The sequence below is a fragment of the Streptomyces sp. NPDC004126 genome, from assembly GCF_050275515.1.
In the GTDB taxonomy this organism is placed as follows: domain Bacteria; phylum Actinomycetota; class Actinomycetes; order Streptomycetales; family Streptomycetaceae; genus Streptomyces.
On the sequence record NZ_JBNNPF010000021.1, the window covers coordinates 91,100 to 104,749 of the forward strand.

Genomic DNA, 13,650 nt, shown 5'->3' on the forward strand with positions numbered 1-13,650 from the left:
GTGGGGAAGTCCTTCCGTCCTGTCGTGCGCGCTCCGTCGGCACTCTTTCACAGGCCCGCGGCGGTGCTCTCACCGGCCCGCGGCCGGCCCCTCCCACAGGCCGCGCAGGTGCGCGTGGAGCACCTCCTCGGCCTCGCGCGGGCCGAGGTGCCCGATCAGGACGTGCGTGGTGAGGCCGTCCGCCAGGGCCAGGACGGCGCGCGCCTCGCGCTGCGGGTCGAGGGGCGCCGGCCCGTCCGCGCCCTCGCAGGCCTCCGCGATGAGCCGGGCGAACGCCGCGTGCAGAGCGGTGTAGTTCGCCCTCAGCGTCTCGGCCAGCGGCGCGCTGACGGCGGCCTGCGCGACGAAGGCCAGCCAGACCCGGGCCTCGGCCCGGTGCTCCTCCCGCAGCAGCGCGACCTCGGTGGCCGCGTGGCCCAGGGCGGACGCGGCCGACTGGGCGGGGCTGCGGACCAGCCGGGCCCGTACGCGTTCGCCGATGGCCTCGCCGACGTACCCGAGGGCGAAGAGCAGCATCTCCTCCTTGGTGGCGAAGCAGCGCTGCACGGCGCCCATCGACACTTCGGCGCGGGCCGCCACGTCGCGCAGCGTGACGCCCTCCAGTCCGCGTTCGTCCGCGAGGCGGCAGACGGCCTCGGCGATGAGACGGCGCCGCCCCTCGTGGTCCACCTGCCTGGGCATGCGCACCCGCCTTCCCGTTCCGGCCCTCCCGGGGCCGCCCGCCGCGCGTTCGTACGCCCCCACCTTATTCGATGCGAGTGCATCGGTTCCTCGGCTATGGTTCCGATGCAAGCGCATCAGAACGGCGACGAGCAGGGAGTACGGGGAAACATGCGGGAGACACGAGATGCACGAGATGCACGAGATACACGAGATACACGGGAGACGCGGGAAGCCCTCTGGCGGCGGTCGGCCGCCGAACAGGCGCGCGCCGTACGCGGCGGAGAGGTGTCGGCGGTGGAACTCGTCCGGAGCCACCTGGAGCGGATCGCCGAGGTCAACCCGGCGGTGAACGCGGTGACCCAGCTGATGGCGGACCGGGCGCTCGAAGCCGCCGCCGCGACGGACCGCCGCCGGGCCGCGGGCGAGCCGCTCGGCCCCCTGGCGGGCGTGCCGTTCACGGTCAAGGAGACCACCCCCGTCGAGGGCGCGGCGACCACCTTCGGCGTCGAGCGCTTCCGCCACTTCACCGCGGCCGCCGACGCGCCCCCCGTGGCCCGGCTCCGCGCCGCGGGGGCCGTACCGATCGGGCACTCCAACATGCCCACCCTGGTCCTCGCCGGGATGCACACGCGCAGCGAGCTCTTCGGCGACACCGCCAACCCCTGGGACCCCGCCCGCACCCCGGGCGGCAGCAGCGGGGGCGACGCGGCCGCCGTCGCCACCGGCATGGCGGCGCTCGGCCTCGGCAACGACTCCGGGGGCTCCATCCGCGTCCCCGCCCAGTTCTGCGGCGTGGCCGGGCTCAAGCCCACCACCGGGCGCTTCCCCGCCGACCACCGCGTGCTCGGCCCCGACGACCCCGGACCGGCCTCCCAGAACCTGGTCACCGACGGCCCCCTCGCCCGCCGCGTGGGCGACCTGCGGCTCGCCTACGAGGCACTGGCCGGCACCGACCCGCGCGACCCCCGGGCCGTGCCCGTCCCCGTGTACGGGCCCCCGCTCCCCGGCCCCGTGAAGGTCGCGGTGGTGGCCGACCCCGGCGGGCACGGCGTCCACCCGGCGGTCCGCGCGGCCGTCGCCGACGCGGCCGGAGCCCTGCGCGACGCCGGCTACGACGTGCGCGAGGTGGCGGACGTACCCCGGCTGGACGAGGCGCTCGACGCGTACGACCGGATCACCATGACCGAATTCGCCCCGAGCTGGCCGGTGGTGCGCACGCTCCTCGGCGAGGGCGGCGACCGCTACATCCAGATGGCGATGGAGAAGACCCCGCCCGCCACCGCCGAAGAGCTCGTCCGGCTCATGGGCACCTGGCTGGGCATCCGCCGCTCGTGGGCCGAGTTCCTGGACGGGTACCCGCTCCTGCTCGGCCCCTCCTTCACCGAACCGCCCGTCGAACCGGGGCTGGAGTCCCGCGACCGCGCCGGCCGGGACCGCGTCGCCTCGGGCATGCGGCTGTGCACGGCCACCAGCTTCGTGGGCCTGCCCGCCGTGGCCGTGCCGACCGGGCTGTACGAGGGGCTGCCCGGCGGGGTGCAGATCATCGGACGGGCCTTCCGGGAGGACCTGTGCCTGGACGCGGCCCAGGCCGTGGAGGACCGGCTCGGCGTCCTCACCCCGGTCGACCCGCGCCCGGCGGGCTGACACCGGCACGGCACCCCGCAAGATCCACCCCTTAGGGTTTGCCCATGGGTTTGACAGCAGGTCACGAGCAGGGAGCCCCGCCCGGTCCGACGGCGCCGGCGCAGGGCTGGCAGGCACCGAGCGCGGTCGAACGGGGGCTGTACGAGGCGAGGACGCGCGGCGACTGGCCCGCGTACTACGACCTCGTCGCCCGCGCCGACCTGTACATGATGCAGTCGCGGGCGGACGTCGACGCGAGACCGGGGAACACCCGCTTCCACCCGTACTGGAACCCGCGGACCGAGACCATGTGCCTGGCCGTCTACACGGGCGGCATGCTGCCGCCGCCCGCCGCCGACCCCGTCTACAACTGCTACGACCTGGGCTGGTTCGCGAAGGTCTGGACCCCGGACGACCCGCCCTACCTCGTCGTCAACCCCGGCAGCCCCTGCGAGGGCGTCCTGCCGGCGGGGCCGGAGGGCCGCGCCCTGTGGGAGCGGCACTCCGCCCCCGTGGACCGGCCCGGACTCGCCCGGGACGCCATCCACACCCTGGAGGTCGGCGGCCCCCGCAGCGGCCAGGTCGCCTTCGGCCTCGGGGTCGGCGCGCACATCAACGTGCGCAACGGCCGCTACTGGAACGCGATGGCCTACCACGGCTGCGGCTACCTCGACGAGAAGCGCACGCTGGAACGCTGGTGGGGCGTCACCACCCGGGAGGACTGGCTGGACACCCAGGAGCAGCTGCTGCGCGCCGACATGGTCAGCGGCGTCTGGGAGTTCGTCCTGCAACTGCGCCGCTCCATGGCCCTGGACTTCGCGGGCCCCGTCGACGCCGACCACTGGCGCCAGGCCGCGGGCAACGTCGTGCGCCGGCGCGCGGAGGCGGCCGCCGAACCCCGGCTGACGCCCGACGGGGTCAGCCGGGGCCGCACCGTCACCGAGGCGGAGACCGAGGGCCAGGTCGCGGGCGTGCAGCGGCTGATCGGCCGCATCGCCCGCTACGAGGCGCGCTTCCGCGCGGACGGCCTGCTCCCGGAAGGCGGGTTCGTCCGTTCCGTCGGGGCCTGGGACTACGGCCGGGCCTCCGCCATGGCCCGCTGGGGCCTCGCCGCCCGCCTGTGCTCCCTGCAGGAGGCGGAGGCCGCGGTGGTCCGCGCCGGGCGCCTGGCCCAGGTGAACTACCGCTCGTGGGAGGACTTCTCGGCCGCCTACGTGCTCGGCCGCTGCCTCCACTTCGACGAGGAGGAGTTCGGGGAGTGGTACGAGACCGCCCTCGGCACCCACCGGGCCCTGGCCACGGACCCCGCCAGCCCCTGGCGCACGCTCCCCTGGACCTGACCTGACCTGACCTGACCCGGCCTGACCCGGCCCCACGCCGGGCCGGGTCAGGTCACGGTCAGCGACCGGTCTCGGCGCCGCCCGGCACCTCGTAGACCTTCCCGTCCACGCCCGCCCGGTAGAGCCGGCCCGCCGAGAACCCCCGGTCGCCGTGCCCGTACGCGATCTGCGTCGAGAGGTGGAGCCCCGACTCCACGGAGCACAGCCGCCCGTCCTCGACCCGCCATATCTCACCCGCCGCGTGAGTGGCGATCAGCGGGCGGCCCAGGCCGTCGAGGGTCAGGCCGTCCGGCAGGGCGAGGGCGTCGAAGACCCCGGCGGACACCCACAGCCGCGGGTGCGCCGGATCCCCCACCGGAATCCGGTACAGCCCGGGGGCCACCGTGGTCTGCACGACGTAGACCTCGCCCCCGTCCGGGGAGACCGCGATCCCGTTGGGCTGCGGGACGCGGGCCCAGGCCGGATCGACCCGGCCGTCCGGGGTGACCCGGCCGATGTTCCGGCCGCCCAGGGTCGTGGTGTACACGGTCCCGTCGGGCGCCAGGGCGACCCCGTCGATCCCGCCGAGGCCGGAGGCGTACGTACTGACCGCCCCGGAGTCCGGATCCACCCGCAGCAGCCGCGAGGTGGGGAACAGGTCGCCGGTCAGCGAGTGCGCGAGGTCGTTGCCCGTGCCGACGAGGAGCTGCCCGTCGTCGCGGACGACGATCCCGCCGTTGGCCCCGACCTCCCCGGTCAGGGCCACCGGGGCGCTGCCCGGCGCGTCGATCCGGTAGACCCGGCCGCTGAAGTAGGCGGTGGCGAACATCCGGCCCCGCCCGTCGACCGCGATCGACTCGACCCAGTCCGGGACTTGCGCGACCTGCACCGGAGCCGCCGCCGGCGCACCCGGCGCGCACCGCGCCGCGGCGTGCGCGGGCCCCGACGCCGCGCCGGCCGTCGCCGCGGCCAGTACGGCCGCGGCCACGAGACCCGCGCGGGGTCCCCCCAAGACGGTGCGGAGCATCCTGTCGAGCCTCATCGCTTCCCCTCCGTGGTCAGACCGAGCTGCCCGTGAAGTATCGGCGCGGGCCCGCGGGGCGCACCACCCCGCGCCCCGCCTCAGGTGGGCTTGACGGCCGAGTAGGCGGTGACGGTCGCCTTGTTGTCGCACTCCGCGAAGACGCCGTCGGTCATGGCGATCTGGTGCGAGCCCGCGCCGGGAACGCCGATCACCATGGTCGGGAAGGAGGCGGGGGTCGCGCCGGACACGCAGTACCCGTCCGCCTCGCCCTGGACGTTGACGAAGGTGAGCTTCGTCCACGCGCGGGCGCCCGGTGCCAGCGGGACCGTCGACGCCTTGCCGCTCTGGGTGATCGCCATGGGCACGTTCTTGCCCGGCGAGCCGTTGCCCGCGCCGGCGACCGTCGGGAAGCCGTTGAGGGTGCAGGCGTGCTTCGAGGTGTTGGTGACGGACACGATGGCGGCCCCCGTCCCCGTACCGGGCGGCCGGACCGCGGCCTGCTCGGCGTCCGAGACCTTGACCTCGTCGATCGTGCAGGGCTTCGCCCCGCCGCCGCCCGGGGCGGACGCCGAAGGGCTCGGCGCGGTGCCGCCCGAACCGCCGGTGGCCGAGCCGCCCGAGGAGCCGCCCGAGGAGCCGCCCGTAGGTGTCGGCTTGGCCGGCACCGAAGCGGCGGGCGGCGCCGACGGCGTGCCGCCCGCCGCACCGTCGTCGGCCGGGCCGCAGCCCGTCATCAGGACGGCGGCCGCGGCGGCCGCCACGAGCGCCGCCGCCGAACGGCGCGGGCCTGCTGTGTACTGCATGGGATTGCTCCTCGATGTCTCCCGGCCGGCCCCGCACCGGCACGTGCAGGGACACGGCACCCCGCCCCGCCGGAGTTCCCGCGCTGCGCCGTTGTGGCAGTCCTGTCACACGACCATGACGTTTCCCCCGCCCCCGGACGCGGGGAGTGCGACGGCGGGGGAGTGGGAACGCTGGTTCGGGGCGGTGGCCGGCGACGGCCGGCGGTGGCGGGCAGACGGGCGGGACGGGGGCGGCATGGGCCGGTGGCGGGTGCCTTGGTGGCTCGGGGTGTTCAGATGGCTGGCACTGCTCGGGATCGTGATGCTGGCCTTCGGCTTCTGGTCCTCACCGGAGGCCGGGAACGACGGGACGGTACCGCTGCGCACGGTGGAGCGGCGCGCGGACGGCGACTGCCTCGTACGGTACGCCGTCCCGTGGGAGCCCGAGCGGACGCGGACCGCCGTGTTCCGGTGTGGCGCCGAAGAGGCGGCCCTGGCCGAGCGGTGGCCCTGGCGCGGGGACCTCTACGAGGCGGACGCCGGCTCACCGGTCCCCGAGGGGGTGTCGACGCTCCTCGGAGTGCTGGGCACCTTCGCCGCCGTCACCGGGGTGGCCCTGGGCTGCTACCGCCACTTCGGGGCGTGAGTGGCTACGCTGCCGCCGTGACGGACACGCGGACCGGCCGCCGGCGGCTGATGCGGGCCGGGCTCGGCGCGGCCGCGGCGGCACTCGCCGGCTGCGCGGCGGACTCCGGTCCGGTGCGCCGGCTGCGGCTCGCGACCGGACCGCGCGGAGGCCCGTACAACGCCTTCGGCCTGGCCCTGGCACGGGCCGCCGACGACGTCGGGAGCGGCCTGGAGATCGTGCCGGTGGAAACCGCCGCGAGCGTCGACAACCTGAGCAGACTGGACGAGGGCTCCGTGGACCTGGCCCTGGCCACCGCCGACGTCGCCGAGGACGCGGTGCTCGGGCGGGAGCCGTTCCCCCGGCCGGCCGCGGTCACGGCGCTGGCCCGGGTCTACGTCAACTACACGCACCTGGTGGTCCCCGCCGCCGGACCGGTGCACGCCGTACCCGACCTCGCCGGACGCCCCGTCGCGGCGGGCGCCGCCGGGTCCGGGGTACAGGTGGTCGCCGGACGCATCCTGCGCGCCGCCGGGCTCACCGGGACCGGCGCCGGCCCGGCCCCGGCGGACGTGCGCCTGCTGGGCCTCGCCGAGTCGGCCGCCGCCCTGCGCACCGGCGCCGTCTCCGCCTTCTTCTGGTCCGGCGGCGTCCCCACCCCCGCCCTGACGGAGCTGGCCCGCGGACTGCCGCTGCGCTTCCTGGCCCTGGACGGCCACGTGGGCCCGCTGCGCGAACGCCACGGCCCCGTCTACACGGCCGTCACCCTCCCGGCCGGGGCGTACGGACTGACCGGCCCGGTCGGCACCGTAGGCGTCGGCAACTACCTCCTCGCCCGGGACACGGTGCCCGCGGACGCCGCGGGCGCCCTGCTGCGGGTGGTGTCCGACCGGTGGCGCGACCTGCTGCGCGAGGTGACCGCCGGCGTACGGCTGGAGCCCCGCTTCGCCATCTCCACCGGGAAGGTCCCCCTCCACCCGGGCGCCGCCGCCCACTACCGCTCCGTGTACGGTTGAACCGTCACGGCGGCGGCAGCCGCAGCTCCACCACCAGCCCGCGCGGCACGTTCCCGCCGACGGCGAGCCGGCCGCCGCTGATCCGCGCGATCTCGTCCGCGATGGCCAGCCCCAGCCCGCTGCCGCGCACGTTCTGGTGCTCCGGCGCGCGGGCGAACCGCCTCGGCAGCAGCTCCAGCTGCTCCTCGGGGACCCCCGGCCCGTCATCCGCGACCCGCACCACCGCCGAGCCGTCCGCGGCCCGCCCGGCGCACACCTCGACGCGGCCGCCGCGCGGCACGAACTTCACCGCGTTGTCCAGGGCCGCGTCCAGGACCCGGCCGGCCGCGTCCGGCAGGGCGCGGGCCGGCAACTCCCCGGCCGGGCCCCGGACCGCCAGCTCCAGACCGGCCGCCCGGAACACCGGCAGCCAGGCGCGCACCCGCTCCCGCACCGCCGCGGCCACGTCCTGCCCGCGCAGTTCCGGCGCCGCCGACTCCACCCGGGCCAGCGCCAGCAGCCCGTCGAGCAGCTCCTCCAGCCGCTCCGTCTCCTCCAGCGCGCGACCGTGCTCGGCCCGGCCGGGACCGGGGGCGACGTGCGGCTCGACGTTCTCCAGCTGGAGCACCAGCGTCGCCAGGGGGTTGCGCAACTGGTGCGAGGCGTCGGCGACGAAGTCCCGCTGGCGGGAGATGGAGTCCGCCAGGGCCTGCGCCATCGCGTTGAAGTGCCGCCGCAGCCGCCGCAGTTCCGGCGGCCCGGCGTCCGAGACCGCCCGCGCGTGCAGGCTGCCGGCGGCCAGTCCCTCCACCGCCCGGTCCAGGTCGAGCAGCGGCCGCATCAGCCAGCGCGTGATCCCCGCCGCCACCAGCGCCGCCGCGGCGAAGGCGGCCGCCGCCCCGGCCGCGATGAGCGACCAGCGGGCCGTCACGTCCCGGCGGGCTGCGTCCGTCGGCACCGCCAGCAGGACCGCCCCGCTGACCCGTTCGTCCCGTCCCACCGGCTCCGCGAGCACCACCCGCGCCGGACCCCAGGGCCGCACCGTCGGCAGCCGGTCGGTGGAACGCCCCGTCAGCGCCCGGTCCCGGGCCTCGGCCGCCGCGGAGGCCCCCGGCCCGGTGAGCGCGGCCCGCGCCGGCCCCGAACCGGCCCGCGCCACCGTCGCCCCCGACGGGTCCACGACCACCACCGCGGCCCCGTACAGCTCGGCGTACCGGCCGATCTCGGCAGACAGCTCCGCCCGGTCGGCGGCCGTACCCGCCCGGTCGGCCAGGTCCGCGAACCGCACCGCCTCCGAACGCCGTTGCAGCAGCAGGTGCTCGGTCCGCCCGCGCGCGTACGCGTCGGCCAGGGGGACGCAGAGCAGCAGCGCGGCCGCCCCCATGAGCACCATCAGCACCGCGAGGAGCCGGCGCCTCACGCGCCGGGGTCCCCGTCCGGACACCCGGCCGCGGAGCCCAGCTGGTAGCCGAACCCGCGCACCGTGCGCACCAGCCCGGACCGGCCCGTCTTCGCCCGGATCCCCGCGACGTGCACGTCCAGCGAGCGGGACGCGGCCAGGAAGGCGTCGCCCCAGATCCGGTCCAGGATCTCCTCCCGCGCGTGCACCTCGTCGGGCCGCGCCGCCAGGAAGGCCAGGACGTCGAACTCCCGCCGCGTCAGCCGGACCTCGGCGCCGGCCACCGTGACGGTGCGGCCCGCCGGGTCCACCTCGACGTCCCCGCTGCGCACCGGCCCGCCGGCGTACCGCGCGGGCTCGGCCGCCGTGCGCCCGCCCGACCGGCGCCGCACGCTGTCGATCCGCGCCATCAGCTCGGCCATCCGGAACGGCTTGACCACGTAGTCGTCGGCGCCCGCCCGCAGCCCCTGCACGACGTCACGCTCCTCGCAGCGCGCCGTCACCACGATCAGCGGCGCGTCGCAGACCGTGCGCAGCCTGCGCAGCAGCTCCAGCCCGTCGAGATCGGGCAGCCCCAGGTCGAGCAGGACGAACTCGGCCTCACGGACGTGGCGCAGGGCGTCCGAGGCCCGCGCCGCCCGGCGGACCGTGTGCCCGCGCTGGGCGAGGGCCGTGCCGAGGGCCCGGGCCATGCGGTCGTCGTCCTCGACGAGCAGTGCGTGCATCGGGCCCTCCGGACGGGTTCAGGGGTTCACGGTCACGGGGTCAACGGGCGGCCCCGGCACCGGCCTTCGCCGACGCGGCGCCACCCCCGGCCGCGTCCGCGCCGGCCGCCTCGGCCCGGCTCAGCGCCGCGTCACGGGTGTCCGGCATCAGGACGTAGGTCACCAGCGAGACCAGCGCGCAGCCGGACACGTACCAGAAGAACATCTTCTCGTGGCCGCCGCTCTTGAACCACAGGGCCACGTACTCGGCCGTGCCGCCGAACAGCGCGTTGGCGACCGCGTACGGCAGCGCCACGCCCAGGGCGCGCACCCGGGTCGGGAACAGCTCGGCCTTCACCGCCGCGTTGATCGAGGTGTAGCCGGTCACGATCACCAGGGCGAGCAGGGACAGTCCCAGCGCCGACCAGTACGAGTCCGCCGAACCGAGGGCCGTCATGATCGGGTACGTGCCGAGCGTGCAGCCCACCGCGAAGGTGATCAGCAGCGGGCGGCGGCCGATCCGGTCGGACAGCATCCCGGCGAAGGGCTGGAGCACGGCGAAGAGGGCGAGGGCGGTGAAACTCACCAGCGTGGCCGTGGTCTTGGGCAGGCCGGCGCTGCCGACCAGGTACTTGGTGAGGTACGTGGTGTACGTGTAGTACGCGACGGTCCCGCCGAGGGTCAGCGCCATCACCAGGCCGGCCTGCCGCCGGTGCTGCCACAGCGCCTTCAGCGAGCCGCGCGCGCCGTCGTCGCGGGCGCCCCCCTCCTCGGCCTGCGCGGACTCCTCCTTGAACGCGTCGGTCTCCTGGAGCCGCCGCCGCAGCCAGAACACGACCACCGCGAACAGGGCCCCGAGGGCGAACGGGATCCGCCACCCCCAGCTCGACAGCTGGGCAGCGGTCAGCGTGTGCTGCATCGTGATCAGGATGCCGAGGCCCAGCAGCTGCCCGCAGGTCATCGAGACGTACTGGAAGGACGAGCCCAGCCCGCGCCGGTCGCGGGCCGAGGCCTCGGTGAGGTACGTGGCGCTGGCCGCGTACTCGCCGCCGATGCTCAGCCCCTGGAGCAGGCGTGCCAGCAGCAGCACCAGGGCGCCGAAGTACCCGGCCTGGCCGTAGGTCGGCGCGACGGCGATCATCAGGGCCGCCACCGACATCATGGTGACGGTGAGGGTGAGCGCGCTCTTGCGCCCGTGCCGGTCCGCGGCCCGGCCCAGGATCCACCCGCCGACGGGGCGCATCAGGAAGCCCACCGCGAAGATGCCCGCCGTGTTCAGCAGCTGGGTGGTCGGGTTGTCGCCGGGGAAGAAGGAGTCGGCGAAGTAGATCGCGAAGCTCGCGTAGACGAACCAGTCGTACCACTCCACGAGGTTGCCGAGGGAGCCGCCGATCAGTGCGAGGCGGCGCCTGGCGCGCTCCTCCCGGTGCGGCGACCCGGGCGCGACGGCGGACGAGGACATGGCGGCTCCAGACGGAAGTCCCTGACGGGAGGGGGGAAACGCCCCGGACGAGGGGAGTGCCCAGAGCATGGATCCGGCGCCGGACCCGGACAAGGCCCGGCACCGAGATCTAACGTTCCGCTAAGGAACCGGCACGTGCCCCCCACGGGGCTCAGCGGCCCCCCGCCCGCAGGCGCGCCATCTCCGCCCTGCGCCCGGAACTCGACAGGGGACCGCGGCCGTCAGCCGGCCGGGACCGTCGTCGTCGGGGTGTTCCAGCCGGAGACCCGCAGGGCCGGGGGCGTGCCGTGGAGGTCGGACGTGCGGTAGGTCGCCGTCAGCGTCGCCGACTCGCCCGGCCAGAGGGTGACCTGGTTGTCGCTCCAGCGGACGGGCAGCAGCGGTGCGCCCGCCGCGCCCAGCAGGTGCACGTCGGTGAGCAGGGCCGGGGCGCTGCCCGTACCGGTGTGGCGTACCGTCACCGTCGTCGTCGACACCCCCTCGCCGTCGGCCGTCGTGGCGGCCGTCGCCGCCACGGCCGACCGCGGCATCGAGTTCAGCCCCTTGAGGTCGGCGTACGCGGTGGTCGGCGTGTGGTACCAGGTGCTCCTGGAGTAGTCGAGCACGTCGGACCGGGTCGAGAGCCAGTAGACGTTGCGGCTCACCTCCCGCCCGTCGGCGTCGGTGAGAAGCAGCCGCGCCAGGTGGGTGGTGGCGAGGCCCGGCACCGAGGCGGGCAGGGTCAGCGCGGTCGTGCTCGCCCCGCCGCCCGCGACGTCCAGCCCCGTCACCGTCCGTTCGTACCGCTGCGTGCCGTCGGGGTCGAAGAGCGTCACCCGCGCGGTCAGGCCCGAGGCCGCGGAGGCGCGGCTGTTGACGACCGACACGGCCCGGTTGTCGTACCCGTACTGGACGTGCAGCGGCTCGTTCGCCTTCTTCGCCCCGAAGTAGGCGCCGCCCTGGTCGAGGTAGCGGTCCACCAGCTGCCAGTGCAGCGACGTCCAGCCGCTGTTGAACATCCAGTACACGACCCCCGTCGACGGCGCGGAGGCGTCCTTCGCGTTGCGGGCGTACGCCTCGAACTGCGCCCGCACCGCCTCGTACTGGGCGAGCTGCGCCTTGCGCACGTAGTCCTCCAGGCCCGTCGGCGCGCCGTAACGGCCCGCCAGGGCCGCGTCGTACAGCCTGAGCGTCGAGAACGTGGACGAGGGCGAGCGGTGGTACTGGGCCGCCGAGGGGTCCTTCCACAGGCTCTCCAGCTCCGCCGGCGACATCATCCGGCGCAGGGTGTCCAGGGTCGGCACGTCCGGCCCGGCGCTGGTCTCGGAGTTGAAGCCGGTCGCCCCGCCCTCCCGCTTGGCGTACCAGTAGCCCGGCGGGACCCAGTCGTAGGGCCCGGTCATCTTCATCCCGGAGCGCCCGGTGACCGGTGAGGACCGGGTGGAGGCCGAGGGGACCACCGGGGCCGTCCAGTCGGCGGCCGCCAGCGCGTCGAGGTAGCCCTGCTCGATCGTCCGGTTCGGGGCGAAGTCGCTGCCGATCAGGAAGGAGGCCACGCTGGGGTGGTGGCGCAGCCGTGCGGCCTCGGCGGCCATGGAGGCCTTCGCGACCGGGTAGTCGGCGCTCTCCCACCGCTCCCCGGCCTCCGAGCCGTTGACCTCCCCCTCCCACTTGTCGCAGCACTCCCATCCGGGGAGGGTGAGGATCCCGTACCGGTCGGCGAGGTCGAAGAACTCGTCGGGCTCGATGTGCCCCTCCAGACGCAGCGCGTTCAGCCCCAGGTCGACGGCGTACTTCAGGCGGTCCTCCGCGTACCGGGCGTCCCAGCGCAGGAACTCGTCGGGGGACCAGCCGCCGCCCCGGATCAGCAGCGGGCGCCCGTTCACCACGTACTGGCGTGCTCCGTCGGCGTTCAGCGGTGCCCGCACGTCGCGGATGCCGAAGGACTCGTGCGCGGTGTCGGAGGGCAGGCCGTCCACCGTCGCGGTCAGGTCGAGGGAGTACAGGGGCTGCCCGCCCATCGCGGCGGGCCACCACACGCGGGGCGACTCCAGCCGCAGCGCCGGGTGGTCGGCGGGGGAGAAGACCACGGTCCGGGTCTCGTGCGGGGCGAGGGTGACGCTGCGGCTGACGGAGGCCGGGCCGACGGTGCCCGCGAGCGTGGTGGTGACGGCGGCCGCCGAGTCGTTGCGCACCCGCGCCTTCACGGTCAGCTCGGCCGAGGCCATCGAGGGCAGTGCCAGGGAGGTCACCACGTGGGCGTCGCGCAGGGCGACCGGGCCCCCGCGGCGCACGGTGACGTCGCGGACGATCCCCATGTTCTCGTCGGGCGGCGGCTGCAGCCAGTCGAGCCAGCCCATCGTGAGGCGCTTGCGCGGGTCGTTGGGCTGGATCCGGAACGCGACCGTATTGGTGCCCGCCCTGACCAGGTCGGTGACGTCGAGTTCGTGCCGGGTGTAGGTGCCGCTCACGGTGCCCTTGTCGGCGACCAGGCGCCCGTTGACGTAGACGTCGGCGGCGGAGATCACCCCGCTGAAGTCCAGGTACGTACGGGCGTCCGTGTCGGCGACGGCGAAGTCGGACCGGTACCACCACGGCACGGTGAAGTCCCCGGCCGGGATCCGCTTCTGGTTGACGGAGTAGAAGGGGTCGGGGTGGACCCCGGCCGCGAGCAGCGCCGCGAGCACGGTGGAGCGGGAGCCGGCGGGGTACCAGCCCGCCGCCGCGTAACCGGGGCTGGACACGGCGGCGGCGCTGTCCGCGACCTTCGCCGTCGACTGGACCGCGTACCCGGCCAGGGCCGTCGAGGTCCCCGGCGCCGCCGCGACGGCGGTCGCCCGCGGCGCGGCGGCCGTCGGGGGCGGGGGCGCGGGTGCGGGCGCCGCGGGGGAGGCCCCGGCGGCCAGGACGAGGACGAGCGAGCCGGCGGCGAGGGCTGCGGTCCGCGCGTACGCGGGGGCGGTGCGGTGCGGCACGGGGGGACCTCCCGTGGAGGACGGAGCGGAGGCGGGGATTCCGCGCGGAGTCTGTCACGGCCCGGCGCCCGGACCCGGCAGTCCGGACCGGCGTGTCCCC

11 protein-coding genes are annotated in these 13,650 nt (G+C 75.7%); 4 read left to right on the forward strand and 7 right to left on the reverse strand.

The window, feature by feature from the left end:
• Window positions 1–69 precede the first annotated feature (69 nt).
• Window positions 70–681 (reverse strand): TetR/AcrR family transcriptional regulator, encoded by a 612-nt coding sequence (locus tag ACQKM2_RS21150; RefSeq protein ID WP_427711794.1) that lies wholly within the window; start codon window positions 679–681, stop codon window positions 70–72.
• A gap of 150 nt (window positions 682–831) precedes the next feature.
• On the opposite strand from ACQKM2_RS21150, the gene ACQKM2_RS21155 reads away from it, so the two are divergent.
• Entirely contained in the window at window positions 832–2,307 is a 1,476-nt protein-coding gene (locus tag ACQKM2_RS21155; RefSeq protein WP_427711884.1) for an amidase, read from the forward strand.
• 44 nt (window positions 2,308–2,351) lie between these two features.
• The gene (locus ACQKM2_RS21160; protein ID WP_427711795.1) at window positions 2,352–3,626 is read left to right on the forward strand and encodes a DUF1266 domain-containing protein; all 1,275 of its coding nucleotides are present in this window, start codon (window positions 2,352–2,354) and stop codon (window positions 3,624–3,626) included.
• A gap of 58 nt (window positions 3,627–3,684) precedes the next feature.
• Here ACQKM2_RS21160 and ACQKM2_RS21165 read toward each other — a convergent pair whose 3' ends face one another.
• Window positions 3,685–4,647: an SMP-30/gluconolactonase/LRE family protein gene (locus tag ACQKM2_RS21165; RefSeq protein WP_427711797.1), complete on the reverse strand. Its 963-nt coding sequence runs from the start codon at window positions 4,645–4,647 to the stop codon at window positions 3,685–3,687.
• Between the two features lie 80 nt (window positions 4,648–4,727).
• Window positions 4,728–5,432 (reverse strand): DUF4232 domain-containing protein, encoded by a 705-nt coding sequence (locus ACQKM2_RS21170; protein ID WP_427711799.1) that lies wholly within the window; start codon window positions 5,430–5,432, stop codon window positions 4,728–4,730.
• A 115-nt stretch (window positions 5,433–5,547) separates the two neighbouring features.
• On the opposite strand from ACQKM2_RS21170, the gene ACQKM2_RS21175 reads away from it, so the two are divergent.
• Both ACQKM2_RS21175 and ACQKM2_RS21180 read left to right on the forward strand, forming a co-directional pair.
• Window positions 5,548–6,057, forward strand: a complete 510-nt coding sequence (locus ACQKM2_RS21175) for a hypothetical protein (protein ID WP_427711800.1) — start codon at window positions 5,548–5,550, stop codon at window positions 6,055–6,057.
• A 17-nt stretch (window positions 6,058–6,074) separates the two neighbouring features.
• Window positions 6,075–7,052 carry a TAXI family TRAP transporter solute-binding subunit gene (locus ACQKM2_RS21180; protein ID WP_427711802.1) on the forward strand — a complete coding sequence of 326 codons (978 nt, stop codon included), beginning with the start codon at window positions 6,075–6,077 and terminating at the stop codon, window positions 7,050–7,052.
• 4 nt (window positions 7,053–7,056) lie between these two features.
• Here ACQKM2_RS21180 and ACQKM2_RS21185 read toward each other — a convergent pair whose 3' ends face one another.
• The 4 genes from ACQKM2_RS21185 to ACQKM2_RS21200 form a co-directional block, all read right to left on the reverse strand.
• On the reverse strand, window positions 7,057–8,451 hold the full coding sequence (locus ACQKM2_RS21185) for an ATP-binding protein (RefSeq protein ID WP_427711804.1): 1,395 nt from the start codon (window positions 8,449–8,451) through the stop codon (window positions 7,057–7,059).
• Window positions 8,448–9,155, reverse strand: a complete 708-nt coding sequence (locus ACQKM2_RS21190; protein ID WP_427711806.1) for a response regulator transcription factor — start codon at window positions 9,153–9,155, stop codon at window positions 8,448–8,450. The genes ACQKM2_RS21185 and ACQKM2_RS21190 overlap by 4 nt, the downstream gene beginning before the upstream one ends.
• Before the next feature lie 40 nt (window positions 9,156–9,195).
• Complete coding sequence (locus tag ACQKM2_RS21195; protein WP_427711808.1) at window positions 9,196–10,596, reverse strand: MFS transporter; 1,401 nt, start codon at window positions 10,594–10,596, stop codon at window positions 9,196–9,198.
• 221 nt (window positions 10,597–10,817) lie between these two features.
• Complete coding sequence (locus ACQKM2_RS21200) at window positions 10,818–13,550, reverse strand: glycosyl hydrolase 2 galactose-binding domain-containing protein (RefSeq protein ID WP_427711810.1); 2,733 nt, start codon at window positions 13,548–13,550, stop codon at window positions 10,818–10,820.
• Between the last annotated feature and the right edge of the window lie 100 nt (window positions 13,551–13,650).